Source organism: Novipirellula galeiformis (assembly GCF_007860095.1).
Taxonomy (GTDB): Bacteria; Planctomycetota; Planctomycetia; order Pirellulales; family Pirellulaceae; genus Novipirellula; species Novipirellula galeiformis.
In genome coordinates this window covers 1-22,154 of the sequence record NZ_SJPT01000013.1, presented here as the reverse complement: position 1 = coordinate 22,154, position 22,154 = coordinate 1, and the positions used below count along the sequence as shown (strand labels likewise).

The window sequence follows — 22,154 nt, the reverse complement described above, 5'->3', positions numbered from 1 at the left end:
GTGAAGGCGTTCTTTGTGGTTGCCAGTACGACGAACTGCGTGATCCATGTGCGTTTCGTGCCGACCTGCTGCTCCACTTCCACGAAGCCAAGCGGATCGACGGACTACGCCGAGTCGTCAGCAACCAACAAGGTCCGCGAGGTTCCGACTAAGCCCAGCCCCTCGTCCATTTCGGCTCATGTCCTTTTTACCTCCGCGATTCTCCGCTCCTCCGCCACTCCGCGTTTCAATCCGCATCCCGGAACGAATCCCAAAGAGGAAAGGCAACAGCCTAATGGCGGCGGTGGGGGATTTGCGTTTGTATTTTCGAGTCATCGATTCGCCCCAACCCAAGCCAACCAAGGGCTGCGTTCGACCGATCACTCGGCAAACCTGCTCTTCCTCATGCTCGCCTTATCGATCATTCCTTGACGGGAAAATGGAACTCGCTGACTTGTTTCCCATTCACTTCATGATGACGCAGCGTCAGCTCGGGCTTGCCATCCATTCCTTTGGCTTTAACTCGGCCTGACAAAAAGCCACCAGCGACTCGCAGGAATTGATGCGTCGGCCGTTTGTCACCTGGCTTCCAGCCCAGTTCATGGTCGGCACTTCCGGGGCCACAGCCGAATTCCCACAGCCCCGATTTTTCGTCCAGCGACGCGTATTGCCAATGGCGATCGCCGCAGAAGATGATCAAACCGTCGATCTCTGCAAAGGCCCGCCGCAGCTCGTCCCCCTCGTGAACGAAGTTGTCGTTGGCATGGTTGTCACTCTTGTTTTCACGGTCAGGCCCCACGATCGGCGTCGGACTGAAAAGCAACTTAAACGTCGCGTCGGAATCTTTCAGCGTCTGCAACAGCCATTCTTTTTGTGTCTTCCCAAGGATCGTCTTTTCAGGTCCGTCCGGCATGTTGTTGGGGCTTCGAAAATCGCGTCCTTCCAAGATCCACATCTGGGTATGCTTGCCCCACGAAACCGTTTGGTACCGAGGCTGGTGCGAGGGGAATTGTTCTTCGTTGAACAATTGGACGCCTTCTTCAAAGGAAACCGATCCGTAGCGTTCGCCCGGCCAACAATCATTTTTCAATGTGTCGTGGTCATCTTTGATGAAGTAAGTGGTGTGGTTTGCATAGAAACGACGATTGTTGGGCAAGGCAAAAATACGCTGCCATTTAAACCGCATCAATTCCTTTGTCATCGCCCATGGATCGGGTTTGTCGTAGTATTCGATGTCTCCGGCGTGCACGACAAAATCAGGTCCAATCTGTTCAAAGGCGGGATAGATTTTGTGTCCCAAATCGCCATCATCGCGGCGAATGAAATCGTGGCAGGTTGTCATACAGAACCGTACGTCTTGATCGCGGCTCGCATCGGGCGCCGTTTCGAAGCCGCCTCGCAAAACCGCCGACAGAGCTTCCGCCGGAACTCCATCGTTGCCCACCGGCCGCGTTTCCACGATTGCCGCGTACTCGGTACCTGGCTTTAGATCTTTCAAAGCCCACTGAGCCGTGAAATCTTCTTCAGCGACCGTCGTCTTCCACGGGGTGGTCTTCGAATCGTAGCGTTTCAATTTTGGGAAATAGGTCAATCGCACCTCGCCTGCGATTCCGGGACACGCTCCGAGCATCTGGTCCAGTTCCGCTCCGGCGGGCAACTGTGCGTCAAGAAGTTTTTTCGCGTCAGTCCCCGTCGCCAGCTTCTTTGCTTTGCCCTTGGACAATTTCACAAAAGGCAGTCCATCCATCTTCGCTTCTGGATTCTTGGTCGTCCGAGTCCACAACACGATTGAGTTTTGATCCGCCCAACTGTTGCGCATCCCGTTCGCAAGAAACGGTCCGGCGATGGATGAGGAAACGTCAGCTTCGGTGGGTGCCGGCAACACCGTCAATTGAAAGTTTTTGTAAGCGGCTTGCCCACCATGATCGGTCAACATCACCCGGTCTCCCTCACGGGGTTGGGCAAAACCGGACTCCTCAAAAAACTTGCTCCGTACATAGCTCGCGTCCCAGGCTGTGCCCACGGTCGAAATTTCAGCGACCTGCTTTCCATTTAGAAAATGTTGCAAGTGAGTTCCACGGGCGACCACCCGGGCATGATTCCACTGGCCAGCAGGTTTCAGAGGTTTGTCGAGTGTCGGAGCTTGCAGATCGTAGATCGAAGCGGTTGAGCCTTTGCTAGGCTCTTTCAGCGGGATCGCCTCGTCAATAATCTGGTATTCAACCCCCAAGTAACGGTTACCAAATTTGCGGACTCGGTACTTCAGTCCCGAATTGGTTTTGGGAGAGATCTTCCAGTCCCAAGCGAGTTCAAAATTAGGGGGCAGGGGAGGGCTGAGGATATTTCCATCTCCGGTGCGAGGTTTCACCAAGCGAACCTCCCCATCAGCGAACTCCCAGGCCTCTCCCACCGGTTTTCCTTTGCCAGTCCGCCAAAACGAAGGTTGACTCCAATCATCTTCGGGCGACACCACCGAAACGTCCTTGGCGGCGGATTCGCCTGGCTCATCCGCTTCATCCGCAAGGCTGGGATTTGAACAAATTCCTCCACAAGCAACCAACAACAGCCACAAACAGTTGACCAAGCCAAGCAATCGCATCGCAGCAGACCTATCCAGAAGAGACAAACGAAGAATGCACGCTCCATGATACTCCATTCCTGCTCTGTCAAGCCAAACGCAAGGAATCAAAGTGAATTCAATTACCGATGGGAGTAGGAGAGACCGGCGGCGGTGAGCTTTGGAGTCGTTCGGTTTTACCTTCAAGAAGAGGTCGTTGAGCTTTTCGCGGGTACTATCGAGGTTTGCGGAAAGGAGACGAAGAGCCAAGAAAATGCTAGCTCCCTAGGTTCCTCTGCTCGGCGGTCAAATCAGTTGCGGCTTTAGCAACGATCCGATGGACTTGTTTTGTACTTTGTGGTTGCGGTAATCGATCCTTCGGCGGTTACGCCACCGTCTCGTGTCAACATAAAACCATTTCTCAACCAAGCAACTCGGTCCTCGGGTGTTTCGCCAAATAAGTCCCATTGCATAAAGTCGCAGCAAATACTTTGTGTTAGTTCGCAGTTCTCGTGATCAAGATGTCGTCCCATGAAGACGCGTCGTCCGGATTTCCATTCGTAGATCGAAAATTCCGCGGATGAAGGAAGCTCTGCGATTAGTTCCGGCAACAAAGCCTCATTACTCAACTCAGAACCAAAAACCAACGTCTGCGATTGACGTGCTACAACAAGACGGTACGGAATGACTGTCGGGCGCTCGTTCGTCAAAAATGTTATTGAGTGTTCTTTTGCATCCACAATTGCCTGTCCAACAAAAGTTTGTCTGCATGAGCGATCAGCAACACGAACTTCAATTTCCATTCGCATCTGGATATTTTGTGCATGAACGATATTGTGACACTGATCGCATAGGAGGACGCATTTGTCAAGCTCATCAAGTTGATCAGTGCTGATTACGCGTCGTATGAGATTATGGTAGTTGGGGGCTTTCTGTGCCGGGGCAACGTGGTGGAACTCAAACCGACGCTTAATCGTTCCGTAACGCTCGATAACCTCAAAAATGTTGAGTCCGCAACTGTGGCAGCAGTTTCCTTGATAGGCGTAGAGTTGCTGACGTGATTTTCGATTCATAATCATTTTCACCTGACTAACGAATTGGGACATGTCCGGCGATTTCTAACTGTCTTCTGATAAATCATGTATTGAACTTGGCCGCTCTGGGATCTTGGCGGTTTCAGGCGTACATGGAGTGGTGCAGGGAATATCCTAGCCGATGTAAAACGACGGATGCACGCGTTTTTGTCGATGGTGTCTAAACATCGACCCGGTTAAACACAGACAAAAATAGTGTGTTACCTGGTTTTCGGACTGACATTGAAGGGAAAACGGCGGGGCGCGCCGACAAGGCATTCCGTTTGCGAAGTCCCCAGGTTTTCTGTCGCATCAATCTTCCTGTGTCTCAAACTTTCCACTTCAGATTGCGCCGGATTGAAACACTAGCCTGTCTGTGCGCTCGGTCATGCGACCACTATCCGACCTCACCGGTCGGTTGCTCGATTCGTCACGCCAAACGGGATATGCACAGATGGCGCGACAGTCGCTGCTTTAACGAGGTGTCCAGACTGGTCGTCGAAGAAGATATGCGGCTTCAATACCTCCAGTACACGCCTTTTCTCAATGCCACCTAGAAAAAAAGCATCGTTCGGCATAACTCCCCATTTTTTCAGGGTATTAATCGCTCGTTCGTGTGAGGGTGCATTTCGAGCAGTGACTAGCGATACACGAAGTCTATTGACGTAGTCGGGCTGTTCTCTTCGTTTCGCCTCTTCTGCAGATTGGATTTTTGCAATACGCATCAGAAACTCCTTTAAAGGACCAGGATTGTGGGGGTGCGTTAGGTTCTTGACTTCATGGTCGTGAAATTCTTCAAGGTTCTTTGTTTGCATCACTGATTCTGATTCGTCATCTGCGAGAACACCGTCGAAGTCAAACGCAATTCGAAGTTCCTTATCGTGGTCGTCATCGACGACGGCCGAATCTAGTACCTGTCCAGCCGGATGCTCCCTAGCAATCGCCGCTTTCACGTCCTCTCGGTTGGCGGAAAGAAAAAGAGCGATATTCAATGCTTTAATGTACTCAATGGGCGATTTTCCCTGCATGAAAATCGCACGTGTCATTCGCAGGTCATAATGAGAAATCGACTTCATTACACGCAAACCTGTGTCAGGATCATTGCGTGATAATAGTACGACTTCAACCATTGGGTCATTGTTCGGGTCGGCACTCAAGTCGTTGAGGCTCAAAAGTCGCCGAACAAATGAAAATGCAATTCCCTTGCCTAGGGGATCGTTCAAGTGTTGTTCTTGATATTGCCTGTAATTTTCTTCGCCATCACGTCGAAACACTTCATCAGAGTCCGACAAATCAAAGACCGCACTAGATGCGACACCAACCACAAGTCGATTCTCAAGTTCGTAGGCCATTTAGTTTGATCGCAATTTTAGTCGTGTATCGATTCTGTTCAGCGGGTAGGAGGCGTTGATAACCCATTGCCAAAGCCGCTGCAAGTCCGACGCAGGTGCACAGGATTGTCTGAAAAGGGAGCCGAGTCAGCCGACGTATGCTTACTGATATTGGCGAAGAACGCTTTGTTTTTTTCGAAGCATCCGTAAAGAAAAAGCTAGTTGCTGGAAACCACCACTTCCATTGGTCGTGGCACTTGAACAGCTCCGATTTATCTACACGTATTCCGTGGCAGCCACAGTCACGTCCGAAAGAAGCAAGTCACACCGAGAGACTAGGCAAATGACTCACGACTGTTTTGATCAAAGGGGGTGAACTACAGGCCACGCTGCATCTGGTCACACCCTCAACCATCATAAATAAAACTCCAACTCATCATATACGGCGCGCGAAGCCTGAACGGCTGGGGACAAGGAACCACTGGGGACATCGCACCATATTCAGCCCCAATCCGATAACGTGCTCGATCCCGGTGCTTCGTTCGAGCGTAGGAACCGGCCCTACTTCACTGGCCTGGGCGACTGCGTTACCACGACGGCCACTGGATCGGCTATAGTGGGGGGCTACGCGACATTCATGTTGCGTTCCTTCCCCAAATTCCACCCACCCGAGACCGTCGTGATGTTCCATTATCACACGCTCTGGACGCTGATTGCCGTCAGCTTTTCCGCGGTTCTCTCTGCGCCGCTTAACGCCACGCCACCGCTGCATGAACAGATCGATGCGTTGATCGAAGTCCAGCCTGGGTTCGACGCCTCCGCAGCCGACCCGGCCGACGACGCCATGTTTCTGCGTCGTGTCTATTTAGATCTTGGCGGTTGCATTCCGAACGCTACGGAAGTTCGAGCATTTCTCAGCGATCCGTCGCCCGAGAAACGGACGCAGACCATCGACGCGCTACTCGCTTCACCCCAACACGCCACACGCATGCAGTACGTTCTCGACGAATTGCTGATGGAACGCCGATCGGGCAAACACGTTGCGGCCGACGAGTGGCGGACGTTTCTGCGTCAGTCGGTATTGGAAAATAAACCTTGGGACGCACTTGTACGCGAGCTGCTTTCCGCCGACGGCAGTCAGCCGGAGACGCGACCGGCGGCAAAGTTTCTGCTCGATCGCGAACTGCAACGCGACGAGGTCACTCGCGACCTGGGGCGGATTTTTCTGGGGCGAGACCTGCAGTGTGCCCAGTGCCATGATCATCCGACCGTCGATGACTACCTGCAGCGACACTACTTTGGCCTGACTGCGTTTATCACACGAAGCTACTTGTTCAAAGATCCTAAAACCGGCGTCACTTCCATTGGTGAAAAAGCGAAAGGGGATGTGAAGTTTACCTCCGTGTTCACCAGTGAAACGGCCGGCACCGCTCCCCGAATGTTGAACCTGCCTCCGCTTGCCGATCCTCCGGCGGAAAAAGAACTGTACAAGGTCAAGCTGGAAAAGAATGTTCGCGGCGTTCCGGTCTATAGTCGTCGAGAGCAACTCGCGATCGCGATGACCGATGATGCCAATCAAGCCTTTCGGGAAAACATCGCCAATCGCATGTGGGCGTTGATGATGGGGCGAGGCCTCGTCGAACCGCTCGATATGATGCACGCCCAAAATCCTGCAACGCACCCGCAGGTGCTTGAGTTGTTAGCCGATTCACTGCTCCAGCACGATTACGATTTGCGTGACCTGCTGCGTGAATTGGCGTTAACCAGGACCTACCAACGCAGCAGCCAGGCGGTGGAAAATCGGACTATCGAAAGTCAGTCCCTCGAAGATCGTACCGGCGACGTTACGGCCGAAGATGATCACCACTATTCCGTTGGCCGGCTCAAGCCGCTGTCGCCCGAACAACTTGCTTGGTCGATGATGCAGGCGACGGGTGTCATCGATGTCGAACTCGCCGAAACCGATAGCGACGCGACTCCGATCGACGACGCAGTCCAGAAGCACATCGAAACCTTCGCCAAGGTGTTCGGTGCCGCGGGCCAGAGCACGCAGTTTGATGCGGCTGCCGATCAAGCCCTGTTTCTTCGCAATGGCAACCTGATTCATTCCTGGCTAACGGTCAAGAACGGCTTGGTCGCGAGCTTACAAAAGCTTGACGATCCACAGCTCGCCGAAGAACTCTATTTGCGAGTGTTTTCGCGCATGCCTAACGAACAAGAATCAAGTCGGGTCGCCGACTTTCTAAATTCGTCATCGGACCGGCCCCGGGCAATTCAACAATTGACCTGGGCCAGTTTGGTGTCGACCGAGTTTCGCTTCAATCATTGATCCATGTAACGGAGGAATACGGTGAGACGAAACCAAGGCTGTAACTCGGTCGAGCATCTATTGGCGCGGCGACAGTTTTTCGCTGGAACCGGGGCGGCAGCGCTGGCCACAGGCCTGAGTCAAACGGCGCAAGCCGCCCCGCCGGTGCCCACCGATCCGCTCATGCAATCCGACCTACTAAAGAAATCGGGGAAGCGAATCCTACAGATTTTTTTGCAGGGTGGCGTCAGTCAGCTTGAATCTTGGGACCCCAAGCCGGGCACCAAATTTGGCGGACCGTTTCGCGCCATTCCGACCTCGGTTCCCGGCATGCATATTTCCGAATTGCTGCCCCATACCGCCCAGCGGATGCACCATCTTTCGATTGTGCGGAGCATTAACAGCAAGATCAACGATCATCGCAAAGGAATGCTGTATATGGAAAAAGGTCGTCCGACGGGCGACTTTCCCTACCTCGGTTCGGTCGCCTCGAAATACCTGGCCGGATCCGACGCTGCGTTACCGGGTTACATCCACATTTCGACGCGTGGATTAAATGATTCGACCGCTTCGTTCCTAGGAGCACAGCACGCGGAACTGAAGCTCCAAGGCGTCCAACCGCCGTCCAATCTTGAGCTGCCCAAGGATCTCGACGAAGAACTCGACGCCCAGCGAGAAAGTCTGCGTCGGCAGTTCGACGCCCAATTTTCGCGGCGTCGCAGCAACGCCCAATTAGACAATTACGACGCCGCGTTTCAGCAGGCCGCCTTGTTGATGGCTCGCAAGAAAATCTTCGAAGGGGGCGCTTCGGAGAAAGATCTGGCACGCTACGGAACGCACGACTTCGCCCGGTATTGTCTGCTGGCTCGCACGTTGCTTGAAAACGGAGCCACTTGCGTCAAGGTGACCCACCACGGTTACGACTCGCACGCCGAGAACTTCAACTTCCACCTCGAACAACTGGGTGAATTCGACAAAACGTTTGCGATGCTGATGGACGATCTGCACGATCGCGGGATGTTGGACGACACGCTGGTCCTGGTCTGCTCCGAGTTTGGCCGGACGCCCAAGATCAACACTAAATACGGCCGCGACCACTGGGGTACCGCTTGGTCCACGGTGCTGGGCGGTTGTGGCGTGCAACCTGGTGCGATCATTGGCAGCACCAATGCAGAGGGAACCGAAGTGGCGGATCGTGAAGTCGATTCCGGACATCTGTTCCACACCTATTTGCGAGCCGTGGGGCTGGATACTTTTGCCGACCACGATCTTCCCGGTCGCTCCATTCCCATCGGCGACCCTGCGGCGGAAGAGATTGGAGAGCTATTGTCATGAGCCCTGTTGAAGCTGAACCAGCAACCACCGAAGCCACGGTCGATCCGCTCCACACACACCTGTTAGTGGAGCTCAAACACGAACGTCCCCTCACCACTTTGTGCTGCGATCCAGCGGGACAATACGTTGCCGCCGGTGCAGAGGACTTGGACGTCCAGTTATGGAGTCTCGAAGACGAACAACCACGCACGTTGCGGGGGCATGACAGCTGGGTTCGTTCGATCCAATTTTCCGCAGACAGTTCCCGGCTGTATACGGCGTGCTGGGGAGGAGTGGTGAAAGCTTGGGATCTGACGCAGGCCGAACCCACGGTGATCTACAGCATCCAGGCTCATCAGGGATCCGCTCGCTGGGTCAGTGTCAGCCCGGACGCAAAACGACTGGCGACTTGCGGCAACGACTTGCTGGTGAAAATTTGGAATGCGGAAAGCGGTACGCTGGTGCAGACATTTGCCGGACACAGGCGACACGTCTATGGCGTCCAATTTCATCCCGCCGCCCCCTACATCGTGTCGCAAGACTTAGTGGGCGTGGTGAAGGTGTGGAACCTGTTAAGCGGCCAAGAGGAAAGATCGCTCGTGGCGGAGATGATGACTGGCTATGACAAAAAGTTCGCAGCCGACATGGGGGGAAGTCGCGACTTGCAGTTTCATCCCGACGGTACTCAATGGGCCAGCGCGGGAATCACCAAACTGACCAACGGGTTCGCCGGAGACCAGGATCCCATTATTGTCGTTTTCGATTGGAAATCGGACGAACCCGTTCGCCAACTCGGAGCGGATAAAAATTTCAAAGGCATCGCTTGGGGCGTGCGTTTCCATCCACGCGGATTTGTTGTGGGAGCCGGGGCTCATAAGAACGGCAAAGGAGAGCTCTGGTTCTATAACGCTGAACAAGACGAACCGTTCCATACCTTTCCACTGCCATCCGCTGCACGTGGCTTGGACCTGATCGGCGACGACCGTCTAGCCGTGGCCCACGCTAATGGAAACGTCGGCGTGTATCAAATGTCCAAAGCCGCCCCACAAGATGGCTGAGCTCCACTTATTTTCAGACCCTAACAAATCGTGCATCGCAATACGGATGTCTTCTTCGCCTGTTGCTTGAGGGCTGCATTGGCTTCCGTTTTGGCGGCCCAGTTGGTAACCGCTGACAAACCAGATTTGTCAAACCGCACTGCCGGTCTTGCGCGGTTGCATTTTGCACCGGCTGCATCGAATCAAACAGAGGCGAGGTGAACGCGTTATCGAGACTCCCACGCCGCAGCAGAACATCGTTGACGCTGTCGCTTCCGATCGCGTCAACCCACCGAATTACGATGGACGAGTCGGTTGTGGCCGTAACGATTCGTTAGCGTGTGCGATCGGCAACCGAGCCACGACGTAGATGCCGTAGATGGCGGCACAAGCAATGACCGATTTGATCGATACCGACAGTTCACCGTAGACCAACGTTGATCCAACCAGCAGCGTCACCATTGCGTAGGCCAGACGTTTTACGTTTCGTCGCACTCCGCCCTGGTCTCGCCAATCGCGAAGCGGACCACCGACGACTGGCCACGCCATCGCTTTGGCGTGCATCGATGGCGAAACTCGCACAAGGAAGTAACACATCAGCAACAAGAACGGCGTGGTGGGGATGCCCGGCAGGATGACACCGATCATCGCCAATGCAAAGAACAGACCGGCCAAAATCCAATACAGAACACGTCGGGTTCCGCGGGCAGGTTCAACCATCGAAGAATTTCTTGACCACGTGTATCGTCGCTGCTCGGTTGGCCCGCCCCCAGGAATGCATCAGCGGAATTTCTTTGGGACAGACCGCTTGGCAATTGCCCGCTTTGCCGCAGTTTTGAATACCGCCCGGAGCGATCATCGCTTCGATGCGGCTGGTCGCGAGTGCTTTGCCGGTTGGATTTGAGTTCATCAACACCGCTTGGCTCATCGCAGCCGCACCGATGAAGTGGCGATCAAGCTCTTCGTCGCGACGTTGCTCGAAGTCTTTTTCCGATTCATCTTTACGGCGCTGGATCGCGACTTCTTGGTACTGGGGACAGGCTTCCAAGCAACATCCGCAACTCATGCATTGGCTGAGCGGGTAATTCTGCTCTTGTTGGTCGGGTGATTGCTTCGGTCCGCTGCCCATGTCGGCGTAGCCATCAACGGGAACCCAACATTGCAGCTTTTCCAAAGCTCGGAACAACCGATAGCGATCGACGCACAGGTCGCGAACGACCGGAAATTTGCTCATCGGGCGAAGCTCAATTCCGGTCGGATCATCTTGGAGTAAGCGATCGACCAGCGCCGAGCATGCCTGACGCACACGCCCGTTGATGCGCATCGTGCAGGAACCGCACACCTCTTCCAAACACCCCGATTCGTAGGCGACTGGGGGCACCTTAACCCCGTCGGTGGTCGTGGGATTGGCTGCGATGCGTTGCAGTACACTTGTGACATTCAATCCCGGTTCGTAATCCAAGACAAACGTCTGCCAGTAGGGCGGCCGCGACGGTTGATCTTGACGCTCGATGCGGACTGCGAATTGTTTTTGCGACATTAAAAACGACCACTGGATCGAGACCTGATGAATGTCTACCTGATGGTGTAGGATAAGCGGGTCAAGAGACGTTGTCCAGTCCTGCGTGCGCCTAGGAGGTGAGTGATGAATCAGCCAAATACGATTTACGAAGTGCTGGTGATGTTAGCCGACTATCACCAACAGCGAGCAAAGCGTTACAAGCAACTTAGCAATGCTAGTACCGACCCGAGAGCCGAGATATTGTTGGAACACTTGGTCGAGTTGGAAACGCATTCGATGGACGTGATCCGGTCCGAGATGGAGCAGCTTGCGCCGGAGCACTCGACGTACCTGATCTCAGGACCGAGGCTCAGTTCGGAGGCAATTCATGCCGCCGAATGTCGCTGCGAAGGCGAGCCGAGTTTCGATGACACGCTGTCCTGTGCATTGACGTCGGACCGACGACTCGACGAATGGTTGGACCGAATCGAGGACTGCAGCGCCGCACCCACGGTCATTGAACTAGCGAAACGTCTGCGTGATTTTGAGCACACCAAAGATCAACAAATTGCAAAGTTCACGCGAGAGGATTGACACGAATGTCTTGGATCAAAGCAGCGAAGTGCAACGATGTACCGATGGGAACAGGCAAGTTGGTGATCGTCGACGACCACTTGATTGCGTTGTTCAACATCGACGGAGTTTTTTACGCAATTGATGATGCTTGCCCGCATCAGGGGGCCCCGCTAAGTGAAGGCATGGTCCAAGGCTGCGTCACGGTTTGTCCTTGGCACGGCGCCGAATTTGATGTCACCAATGGGAAATTACTGTGCGGCCCAGGTGTGCGTGATGTCAAGACTTATGAGGTCGCGATCGACGGTGAGGACGTGTTGCTCGAAGTACCCTAACGTTTGTTTCCTTCGATTGCATTCTTGCGATGAATAGTGACCAAACCGGTTGACGAGTCGATGATCTCGACCTCGCGTCTGTGCAGTGTTCAGGTACAGCATTGCGTCAATGTCGGCGTGCTCAAAGGTGAGCTGAAGAATCATTTCAGAGCGTATTCGCTGACACCCACCGGTCAACTGTCGCGTCGAACGCTCGATCTGCACTTGTTGCGACCCCCCGGTTCGACGACTCCCTCGTTGGGCCGACAGCGAGGAGGCGGAAGAGGTTGTGCCGATGCAAGGTTTGGTGTTTGGTGTTTGAGCGGAGTCGATTGAAGTGACGGCGCTTCGTTGAAGGTATTCCATGCCACAACGGTGCCCGTCTGTGGTTCTTCGTGGGGGCAACCACTAGCGACGCGGTTACCGGCGTTCTACTCCGGCAAAACCTGAGTTTGGCCCGTGTTGGACGGCGTGAACACGAGCCGATCCAGTCCGCCCTCCACGGTGAATTTGCTGCGCTCGTTCTGGTCTCACCCCAAAACATGTGTGGCACGAGATGAATCGCTTTAATGCACTCACTTCGAACGACTTATAATGCGGTACGACCTCCCCAGGGGGATGTATTGCTGCGTGGGAACGAGTCCAATAGACAGATCCATTCCTCTGTGATCGAAGCGTTTTTCTGTCCTTCTCGTAAATTCCGGTGCGGCGATGTCGAAAATCCTCCTCTTGTTGTCGATCATGGGCCTCCTTGGCACCGCCGTGAATACGACGCCGGCGGCCGCAGAAACGCCGCATGGTGCGATCAACGTCCCGCCGGTGCTGTTACAAATGATTCGCGACTCGGCAATCCAAGCGGAGCTGGAGCTCTCAGAAAGCCAAATCGCGTCACTGCGTGAGACCCTGGTCGAAGTCGATGGGCCCTGGTTTCGCTCTCGCAATCTTTCACCGGATCAACAACGACCCATCGCCGATCAACTAACTCAGACGCTCGCGTCCCGTCTGGATTCCATCCTTGATCCCACTCAAAAATCACGACTCGATCAACTCGTATCGCAAGCCCTTGGAACACGAATGGTGCTGCGTGACAAGGTGCAAGCGAGCCTGCAAATTACCGACACTCAAATGCAGTCGTTCGTGGAAAGCTTTGCTCAAACCGACGAGCAATCGCGCGAGTTACAGCAGGCGATGGCAGCGGGCGAGAAGCCAGCGGACGAAGTCAACAACGCAATCGCTGATCTAAAAACGGACGAGCGAGAAAGCTTGTTGAAAACTTTGACGAATGCTCAGCGGTCGAAGCTTGGTTCATTGGTGGGCAAACCGTTCGATTTCGCGAGTATCAAACGCACCTACCCGCTGGCGCCCGAATTGCGAAGCGAAGGAGCGAAGTGGATTGACGGCACGCCGGTGACGCTGAAACAGCACCGAGGCAAAGTGGTCGCGGTCCACTTTTATGCGTATCAGTGCATCAATTGCAAACGCAACCTGCCGCATTACGCCGCTTGGCACCGGGACTATGCCGACGCGGGGCTTGTGGTGATTGGCATCCAAACGCCCGAGACATCGTCGGAGCGAAAATTTGACCAAGTCCGAGCTGCGGCCAAGGCCGAAGGGATCGACTACCCCGTGATGCTCGACGCCGACTCCGCCAATTGGAAATCGTACAACACGACGATGTGGCCGACGGTCTATTTGATTGACAAAGAAGGCTTCGTCCGCCGCTGGTGGCAGGGAGAAATGAATTGGCAGGGGACGCCCGGCGAACAACAAATGCGGACCACGATCGAAGCCCTGTTAGCTGAATAGTCCCGCTGACATCGACGGCGAGAAACAGGCTCGTTGGGAAACGCGACGCAGGGGGGGCGATTGGACCCCGTTCTCGTTTCTGCGAGTTCGTTCCCCTGTCAGCGATTTATGGAACGCACGTCTGTCGCGATCCAGCGTTCTGGTCGCGGAGCGATCAGCGACAATCGGCCAGGCAGTTTGAGCGGAGTCGGGGCGATCCAAATGGACGGATTGCTTGCGGATGAATCTCGATGCGAGGCACCGATTTCCCTGATTTCCCTGGCACCTCAAATTCGATTGCGGCCAGAGTGTAGAATCATACTGGGCGCGCGGGGAATGCTGAATTAATCGCGTTGAGTTTGGTACGGGGATCTTAAACCCTCCCCGCTCGTTGCTCGCGACCTTCCCAGAGGGAGAGCGTTTTGCGTTTCTTTGATGATACGCAGTGCGACTAAGTCCGCAGTCTCGCCTCAGGGGCGGTGGGGCGAGGCAGGGCGGTGGGTTGAGGCAAGTGTGCGAATGCGAATGACAGAGGTGGGAAACCTCAACCACGAAAACTTGGAAATAGGGCGTCGGCGAAAACGGCAGCCATGGTTGGCTGGACAAGGTATTTTTCGTTGGACTTAAACTCGGGCTCGTGGGATTTTGAAACCAGTTCGACAAGCGAAGCTGCTAGGCACGATCGGGTGATATCCCGTTAGCCGTTTCGACGCTAGACGCGGATATTGCATAGCCCGAAGCGTCAGCGAGGGAGCCTTCGTAAATTCCTTCGCTAACGCTTCGGGTTATGATTTTAATTGCGTCCATCACTCAATTGCCATCACACCTTTCTGAGAAAACCGTTAAGACATTTTGGTCGTTCGTATGCAAGGTCCGGTCTAGCATCACAACGGCTAATCGGCGGAACGAGTGCTGCTTTAGCTGCTTATGACACGCTGTTAATCGATACACAACGTAGTGAAGGCGAAAAAGAGTGCGAACCCAATTCGACTTGCTGAAACTTCTCTTGCTCAGCTGTTTTGGACTGATCAGCCTGTCCTCGGCGTGGGGCACCGAGCGAGATATCGATTTCAACCGCGATATCCGGCCGATCCTATCGGACAAGTGTTTCTTTTGTCATGGTCCCGATGCGGATGAGCGGAAAGCTGGCCTGCGGCTTGATACCTCCGAAGGTGCTTTGGCTGATTTAGGAGGGTATGCTGCACTGGTTCCTGGAAGGCCCAACGAAAGCGAAGTGGTGCGGCGGATGCTTGACGAGCAAGATCCGATGCCGCCGCAGGATTCACACAAATCGCTCAAACGCGAGGAGGTGGAACTGTTGATACGTTGGATCGCCGATGGCGGAGAGTATTCGGAACCCTGGGCCTATGTCTCGCCAATAAAGCGGGCAATTCCAAAGGTTAAGGATGAAGCTTGGCCGGAAAACTGGATCGATTTCTTCGTGCTCGCACGTTTGGAATCCGAAGGTTTGCAACCCGCACCGGATGCGGACCGGGTGACATTGATCCGGCGATTGCACTTTGATCTGACCGGGTTGCCGCCGACGCCGGAGGAGACGGACGCGTTTGTTAACGGAGAACGTGATTTGGCGAGCGTCGTTGATGATTTGTTAGCGTCGCCCCACTTTGGTGAGCGATTGGCTATGTACTGGTTAGATCTGGTTCGGTACGCCGACACCGTGGGATACCACGGGGATCAGGATCATAATATTTCGCCGTACCGTGATTGGGTCGTGGCGGCATTGAACGCGAATATGTCGTTTGATCAATTCACGCGTGAGCAGCTCGCTGGCGATTTGTTGCCGAATCCAACCACGGCCCAGAAAGTGGCGTCGGGTTACAATCGGCTGCTTCAGACAACTCACGAAGGCGGTCTGCAGCTAAAAGAATACGATGCGATTTATAATGCCGATCGAGTGCGGAATGTTGCAGCGGTCTGGATGGGCGCGACGGTCGGTTGCGCACAGTGCCACGATCACAAATATGATCCATACACCATCAGAGACCACTATGCGTTGGGGGCGTTCTTCGCGGATATCGCGGACCGCGGGTTTGGCGGAAATGCCTTACCTGCAAACCGTCCGCCGGAGATCCGGGTCTACACTGAAACGCAGGAGCAGGAACTCGCTCGTTTAGATCGGGAAATGACGCTCGTGTTCAGTAACGAAACGCAAACTCGGCTTACGAAGCTGGAACTGACGCATCAGACGTTAACGGATCGAATGAAACAGGACAAAACGCCTGAGATGCAGCAGGCGTTGGCCAAACAGCGGGCTGAAGTGGAGCAACAAATCGCAGTGCTTGCTCCACCAGCACAACTTGACGCATTTCGTGAGCTAAGAAAACAGCACCGTGAATTGGCAAATCAGGGGCGTTTGACGATGATCACCGTAGCGGAAAAGCCGCGAACGATACGAGTGCTGCCCCGCGGTAATTGGCAAGATGACAGCGGCGAAGTGGTGCTGCCGGCAGTCCCCGGGTTTCTTGGCAAAGTCAGCCCGGCCGCGGGAGATCGTGCAACGCGTCTGGATCTGGCGAATTGGCTAGTCGACGCCGAAAACGGCCGAGGCGGGTTGACCGCACGGGTCTTTGCGAACCGATTCTGGTATCTGTATTTCGGCACCGGTATCTCGCGTTCTCTGGACGATTTCGGCGGCCAGGGCGAACCGCCTGCGAATCCGGAATTGCTCGACCAACTGGCCGTTAGCTTCCACGAGAGTGGCTGGGATGTGAAGGCTTTAGTGCGTCTGTTGGTCACCAGTCGCGCGTGGCGGCAATCTTCGGTTGGGTCTCCGGAATTGCTGGAGCGTGATCCCCACAATCAATGGGGGGCGCGTCAATCGCGTTATCGGCTGCCTGCCGAGCTGATTCGCGACAATGCGCTGGCCGTTTCAGGGCTGCTGATTCGCGAGCAAGGGGGCGTCACGGCTAAACCGTATCAACCGGCCGGCTACTACCGACATCTCAACTTTCCCACTCGCCAATACGAGCCGCACGAGAACGAAAACCAATGGCGGCGGGGACTCTACGTGCATTGGCAGCGGATGTTTCTGCATCCCATGCTCAAGGCGATGGACGCTCCGAGCCGAGAGGAATGCACGTCGCAGCGCGCACGCTCGAACACTCCCAATGCGGCACTCGTGTTGCTGAACGATCCTACGTTTATCGAGGCCGCTCGAGTGTTGGCGGCACGGATTCTGACGGAGGGCGGAGAAACGGCCGATGATCGGATTGAGTTTGCTTATCGTGTGGTGCTGTCGCGGTCGTCGGATGCCGAGGAACGGGACGTGCTGAAGACGCTTCTAGAAACGACGCAGACTGAGTATGTCAGCGAGCCCGCTCGTGCAGACGCGTTGCTCAAAACAGGCATCGCACCGATTTCGAAGCAACTGGACAAGATCGAACTTGCTAGTTGGACGGCAATCTGTCGGACGCTGTTAAACTTGAACGAAACGGTTACCCGGAACTAGATCATGAATCCTTTTACCCGCCGCACGTTCCTCAACCAAACCGGTCTCAGCCTCGGTTCCGCCGCGATGTCGAGCCTAGCCTCCGCCGCTTCGCCACGCACTCTGCCTCACTTTCCGGCCAAAGCGAAGCGGGTAATTTTTCTGTGTATGGCAGGAGGCCCGTCTCATTTGGAAACCTTTGACTACAAGCCGCATTTGGACCAGTTAGACGGGCAACCGATGCCGGAGTCGTTCACAAACGGCCAACCCATCGCCCAGCTACAGGGACAGACACTGAAGATTCAGGGCCATCTCACCAAGTTTCAACGTCACGGCCAGAGCGGCCAACGGATCAGCGATTATCTTCCTCACACAGCTAAAATCGCTGATGATATCGCGATTGTCCGCTCGATGGTGACCGAGCAAATTAACCACGATCCGGCGCATACTTTCATGAATACGGGGACCGCGATCAGCGGACGACCGTCGATGGGGTCATGGGTCACGTACGGCTTGGGTTCGGAAACCGAGGAATTGCCTGGCTTCGTCGTGCTCACCAGCCAGGGTGGCCGCAACCCACAACCGATTGGCTCACGTCAATGGTCGGCTGGATTTCTGCCAGGTCGGTTTCAGGGCGTCGAATTTAACTCCACCGGCGATCCGGTGGATTACGTAAGCAATCCCCAAGGCGTCTCGGCGAATCAGCAAGCGGCGCTGATCGATGCCATTCACAAGCTGGACCAAAAACGCAACGCCCAGGTCGCGAACGCCGACATCGACACTCGGCTCTCGGCCTACGAAATGGCGTTTCGAATGCAGACATCGGTGCCTGGACTGATGGACATATCGAATGAACCTCAGCACGTTCTCGATGCCTACGGTGCCCAGCCGGGTGATGGCACTTACGCTTCGAATTGTCTGTTGGCGCGACGTCTGGCTGAGCGCGGCGTGCGGTTCATCCATCTTTACCATCGCGGCTGGGATCACCATGGCGATCTGCAGAAGTACATGGACATCTGCTGTGGATTGACGGACCAACCCACTGCGGCGTTGATCCACGATTTGAAGCAGCGTGGGATGCTCGAAGACACGCTGGTGATTTGGGGCGGTGAATTTGGTCGCACGCCGATGTTTCAAGGCAAAGGGGGGCCGGGGCGAGATCACCACATCAAAGGATTTTCGATGTGGATGGCAGGCGGCGGCGTCAAAGGAGGCACCAGCTACGGAGAGACCGACGAACTGGGGTATCACGCCGTTAACGACGTCGTGCACGTCCGCGATCTCCACGCCACCATGTTGCATTTGTTGGGAATCGACTCAAATCGGTTCAGTTTTCCATTCCAAGGCCTCGATATGCGTCTGACGGGAGTCGAGAAAGCGAAGGTGATTCGCGACTTAATCGCTTAACCGCCGGACTTGGCATGTGCCGGATACTGCAGTGACGATGGACGAGCCCGGGAACGACAACCAATCAAGTTAGGTACGGATTGAATCGACGGACGTCATTTTTCGTTTTTCAGAGCCAAGGCGATCTTTGACGTCCATTGCGGTGAGCATTGTGTTGTAAACGTCCAGCCCTTCGGCATTGACGTCCATGATTTGGCCTGTCTTGAATCGACCATCAGCGGCGGTGATGGCGTGGAAAATACCGGAGAGTTCACGTTTGACGTCGTTATGCCGTCCATCTCCAGATTCAGTCGAGATCGTGATCAACGAATTGTCCAGCAGTGTCTTGCCGTTGGCGTCCACCGAATTTTTATCGTCCAGTCGACTCAGGAAGTACGCCACTTCACGCATCTTCAAGTGGGCGTGCGCGCGAAGTTGTTCGTTGTTCTTCTTTTCGTTGAACTGGTGCCACCATTCGTGACTGCAACCCTTGTCGCCCGAGGATTTGAGTTGCGCCGCATCATCGAAGGCAATCACCTTGCGGCCGTCGTATTCGTAGTCACCCTTCAAGCGAATGCGTTCACCGGCGGCCAGGAAAGTTAGCGAACCAAAGCGAACGCGATCCATTTGAATGGCAAACGCGTACAGATCTGCCATCAACCGCCATTCGCTGGTGAGTTCTTCCACGGTGATGTCGATTCCCATCCCACCCGGATCGGCGGCCCCGCCGTGCAACAGTTTCGATTCAGCGGGCAGATTCGGCCCACCGGTCGTTTTTGAATGCATCGCGTACGCTCGCTGCTCGAACTCTCGGATTCGTTCGAGATGTTCGACGATGCGCGCTTTGGACGCGGTGCCCAACGGCGAATTTACTCCAGTGTAGAACTTGTACTCCTCGGCGACGGTATCGAGCACGCTGCGTTTGATTCGATCGCGTCGAGCGTCACTCGATTCGTTTGGCATTGCCAGCGAGCCGAAAACACGCTCAAACACGTCGCGAGGTTTCTCTTGCATCGTCGCGGCCACGGTGCCGTCTGGGTTGAAACTGTGAACGTAGCGGCCCACGCGGCTGCGGCGGAAGAACGTGCCGGCCACCAACGTCGGCACCATTCCCGGCGGAAGGCCATTGGGGTGGTGGGCGCGGCGAACCATTTGGTCAATCGAAGCACCGCCGGCTTTGGCTTCCCCGTCCGGTGGTTCGGCTGTGAACGCCGCGGTCGCACCATCGTAATGAGCGTTGATTCCTTTCTCGTCGGCACGCAGATGGTCCACTCCACGCATGATCAGCAGTTTATTACTCAGCGGCTTGAGTGGTTCGAGCACCCCTTCAAATCCCTCTTTTTGGAGCGGAGCCGGAATGCCGAGGCCAAAGAAAACATTGAAGGCCCGCACAGGAACGATCGCTTTCTCCGCGGCATGCGCCGTCGATACCAACATCTCCTCGAGGAATGGCAGTCCGATAGTGACTCCACCGATCCCTTTAAGAAGCATGCGTCGATCAATACACGTGATCTTCATTCGTTCGTCTCCGCGAGGGGGATGGAGGTTGGTTTACAGGAAGATGATTGACAGAAAAATATGGCGAGTGCGTTTCATTTTCCTGTCACTCATTTTTCTGTTTATCTGATTTCCGTCGCCCAGCCCTCTGGACGAGGTCGCTAAGCACAATCGCGGTCAATCGGCATGGGGTTGTTCGTTTCTGGGGAGTTGGTTTACAGGAAGATGATTGACAGAAAGATGGGGCGAGTGCGTTTCATTTTCCTGTCACTCATCTTTCTGTAAATCTGATTTCTGTGGCCCAGACTTCTGGACGCAATCGCTAAGCACAATCGCAGCTCAATCGGCATGGGGTCGTCCGTCTCTCGGGATTTGGTTTACAGGAAAATGATTGACAGAAAGATGGGTAACTGCGTTTCATTTTCCTGTCACTCATCTTTCTGTAAATCTGATTTCCGTGGCCCAGCTTTCTGGACGAGGTCGCTAAGCACAATCGCGGTCAATCGGCATGGGCGTGTTCGTTTCTGGGGAGTTGGTTTACAGGAAGATGATTGACAGAAAGATGGGGCGAGTGCGTTTCATTTTCCTGTCACTCATCTTTCTGTTTAGCTGATTTCCGTCGGCCAGCGTTCTGGATGAGATCGCTAATCACAATCGCGGTCAATCGGCATGGGCTTGTTCGTTCCTGGGGAGGTGGTTTACAGCAAGATGATTGACAGAAAGATGGGGGTTACGCGGTTAAAGTTTTGAAGGTGACCATCGATCGGTTGATATTGATCCAGTGAATCGCTTTGAGTGCAGTGTGATTAAGGATTCTGCGGGCGTGATGCTCAAAAATATGTAACTGGTCGGCGAGTGCAGTGATTCGAAAAGCGATGCGTGGGCGGCACAGTCTGAATTTTTGACTTCCCAGATTACCGTTCTGCGAAACAATTTCCACATTTTGTACGACCCGTCGCTCGCCACCCAGGAATTCTGTCGCGACATCTTCGTACAGGGCAACATCGAGTCCAACGCCAATATCACGAAGGAAACCTTCCACCCAGTTCCTCAAATCAATCTCGCGTTGGGTTTCAGCTTGCCAAAGCTTATCGTCGATCTCAAATTGCTGGCGGTCGGCAGGCATTAGTGTACAGTTCACAAACTCATGCTGAACTTTTTCAGTTCGTACATTGATCAACACTCCACGAGGTAGGCCGGTAAGTAACAAATAGTTGATGAGCTGTGATCGATGTCGTTCCGTCAGTGATTCAGTGGCCTTGAATTCAAATATCGCTCCAGACCCCGCTAATACGTCGATGAAATATTGTTTCCGATAGCTTTTAAACACAACGTCAATGGGTTCTTCCAAGGAGAGACCGCCAACACGAAATCCCAATTCACGTTTGTAAATCTCTTCGTCAAAGAACCGGCCAAATTCATTATGAATATCAAAGGTCTTCCCAAGCACTTCATAGGCGACTTTCGTAAATCGCTCCTGATCCCAACGCTCAGGCGTGAATCGCAGCTCAATCGGCATGGTGTTGTTCGTCTCTTGGGATTTGTTTACAGGAAGATGATTGACAGAAAAATGGAGTGACTGCGTTTCATTCCCTGCCACTCATTTTTCTGTTTATCTGATTTCCGTCGCCCAGACTTCTGGACGAGATCGCTAAGCACAATCGCGGTCAATCGGCGTGGGCTTGTTCGTTTCTGGGGTGGTTTGGTTAACAGGAAGATGTTTGACAGAAAGATGGGGCGAGTGCGTTTCATTTTCCTGTCACTCATTTTTCTGTTTATCTGATTTCCGGCGCCCAGACTTCTGGACGAGATCGCTAAGCACAATCGCGGTCAATCGGCGTGGGCTTGTTCGTTTCTCGGGATTTGTTTACAGGAAGATGATTGACAGAAAAATGGAGTGACTGCGTTTCATTCCCTGCCACTCATTTTTCTGTTTATCTGATTTCCGCCGCCCAGCCTTCTGGATGAGATCGCTACTCACAATCGCAGCTCAATCGGCATGGGGTTGTTCGTTTCTGGGGAGTTGGTTTACAGGAAGATGATTGACAGAA

Annotated in this window: 15 protein-coding genes; 8 read left to right on the top strand and 7 right to left on the bottom strand. The window is 54.2% G+C overall.

Translation table 11 applies throughout. The annotated features are described in order from the left end of the window. Positions 1 to 400 precede the first annotated feature (400 nt). From Pla52o_RS24140 to Pla52o_RS24130, 3 genes are all read right to left on the bottom strand, one after another. Positions 401 to 2,578 carry a family 16 glycoside hydrolase gene (locus Pla52o_RS24140; RefSeq protein ID WP_197169474.1) on the bottom strand — a complete coding sequence of 726 codons (2,178 nt, stop codon included), beginning with the start codon at positions 2,576 to 2,578 and terminating at the stop codon, positions 401 to 403. A 281-nt stretch (positions 2,579 to 2,859) separates the two neighbouring features. Further along, positions 2,860 to 3,609: a hypothetical protein gene (locus tag Pla52o_RS24135; RefSeq protein ID WP_146597206.1), complete on the bottom strand. Its 750-nt coding sequence runs from the start codon at positions 3,607 to 3,609 to the stop codon at positions 2,860 to 2,862. Between the two features lie 407 nt (positions 3,610 to 4,016). Then, positions 4,017 to 4,961, bottom strand: coding sequence for a 5'-nucleotidase (locus Pla52o_RS24130; RefSeq protein ID WP_146597205.1), 945 nt, complete (start codon positions 4,959 to 4,961; stop codon positions 4,017 to 4,019). A 661-nt stretch (positions 4,962 to 5,622) separates the two neighbouring features. On the opposite strand from Pla52o_RS24130, the gene Pla52o_RS24125 reads away from it, so the two are divergent. From Pla52o_RS24125 to Pla52o_RS24115, 3 genes are read left to right on the top strand one after another with little or no spacing between them, the layout of a single operon-like run. Next, the gene (locus Pla52o_RS24125; protein ID WP_197169473.1) at positions 5,623 to 7,269 is read left to right on the top strand and encodes a DUF1549 domain-containing protein; all 1,647 of its coding nucleotides are present in this window, start codon (positions 5,623 to 5,625) and stop codon (positions 7,267 to 7,269) included. Positions 7,270 to 7,290: 21 nt separating this feature from the next. Next, entirely contained in the window at positions 7,291 to 8,583 is a 1,293-nt protein-coding gene (locus Pla52o_RS24120; RefSeq protein WP_146597203.1) for a DUF1501 domain-containing protein, read from the top strand. Next, entirely contained in the window at positions 8,580 to 9,620 is a 1,041-nt protein-coding gene (locus Pla52o_RS24115) for a WD40 repeat domain-containing protein (RefSeq protein ID WP_146597202.1), read from the top strand. Before Pla52o_RS24120 ends, Pla52o_RS24115 begins: the two co-directional genes overlap by 4 nt. 276 nt (positions 9,621 to 9,896) lie before the next feature. Here the strand turns inward: Pla52o_RS24115 and Pla52o_RS24110 are convergent, their stop codons facing one another. Beyond that, positions 9,897 to 10,319 (bottom strand): YbaN family protein, encoded by a 423-nt coding sequence (locus Pla52o_RS24110; RefSeq protein ID WP_146597201.1) that lies wholly within the window; start codon positions 10,317 to 10,319, stop codon positions 9,897 to 9,899. Continuing rightward, a complete protein-coding gene (gene sdhB, locus Pla52o_RS24105; RefSeq protein WP_146597200.1) occupies positions 10,312 to 11,139 on the bottom strand; it encodes a succinate dehydrogenase iron-sulfur subunit in 828 nt (275 codons plus the stop codon). The genes Pla52o_RS24110 and sdhB overlap by 8 nt, the downstream gene beginning before the upstream one ends. Before the next feature lie 105 nt (positions 11,140 to 11,244). Here sdhB and Pla52o_RS24100 point away from each other — a divergent pair, with 105 nt between their 5' ends. The 5 genes from Pla52o_RS24100 to Pla52o_RS24080 all read left to right on the top strand — a co-directional run bounded on the left by Pla52o_RS24100 (position 11,245) and on the right by Pla52o_RS24080 (position 18,627). After that, the gene (locus Pla52o_RS24100) at positions 11,245 to 11,694 is read left to right on the top strand and encodes a hypothetical protein (RefSeq protein ID WP_146597199.1); all 450 of its coding nucleotides are present in this window, start codon (positions 11,245 to 11,247) and stop codon (positions 11,692 to 11,694) included. Between the two features lie 5 nt (positions 11,695 to 11,699). Then, entirely contained in the window at positions 11,700 to 12,008 is a 309-nt protein-coding gene (locus Pla52o_RS24095) for a Rieske (2Fe-2S) protein (RefSeq protein WP_146597198.1), read from the top strand. Positions 12,009 to 12,698: 690 nt separating this feature from the next. Next, positions 12,699 to 13,793, top strand: coding sequence for a redoxin domain-containing protein (locus tag Pla52o_RS24090; protein WP_146597197.1), 1,095 nt, complete (start codon positions 12,699 to 12,701; stop codon positions 13,791 to 13,793). A 952-nt stretch (positions 13,794 to 14,745) separates the two neighbouring features. Next, complete coding sequence (locus Pla52o_RS24085) at positions 14,746 to 17,241, top strand: PSD1 and planctomycete cytochrome C domain-containing protein (protein ID WP_197169472.1); 2,496 nt, start codon at positions 14,746 to 14,748, stop codon at positions 17,239 to 17,241. Between the two features lie 3 nt (positions 17,242 to 17,244). Continuing rightward, on the top strand, positions 17,245 to 18,627 hold the full coding sequence (locus Pla52o_RS24080) for a DUF1501 domain-containing protein (RefSeq protein ID WP_146597196.1): 1,383 nt from the start codon (positions 17,245 to 17,247) through the stop codon (positions 18,625 to 18,627). 69 nt (positions 18,628 to 18,696) lie between these two features. On the opposite strand, the gene Pla52o_RS24075 is transcribed toward Pla52o_RS24080, so the two are convergent. Together Pla52o_RS24075 and Pla52o_RS24070 are read right to left on the bottom strand one after the other, a co-directional pair. Then, a complete protein-coding gene (locus Pla52o_RS24075; RefSeq protein WP_146597195.1) occupies positions 18,697 to 20,124 on the bottom strand; it encodes a DUF1552 domain-containing protein in 1,428 nt (475 codons plus the stop codon). A gap of 709 nt (positions 20,125 to 20,833) precedes the next feature. After that, on the bottom strand, positions 20,834 to 21,703 hold the full coding sequence (locus Pla52o_RS24070; protein WP_146597194.1) for a GxxExxY protein: 870 nt from the start codon (positions 21,701 to 21,703) through the stop codon (positions 20,834 to 20,836). Positions 21,704 to 22,154 lie beyond the last annotated feature (451 nt).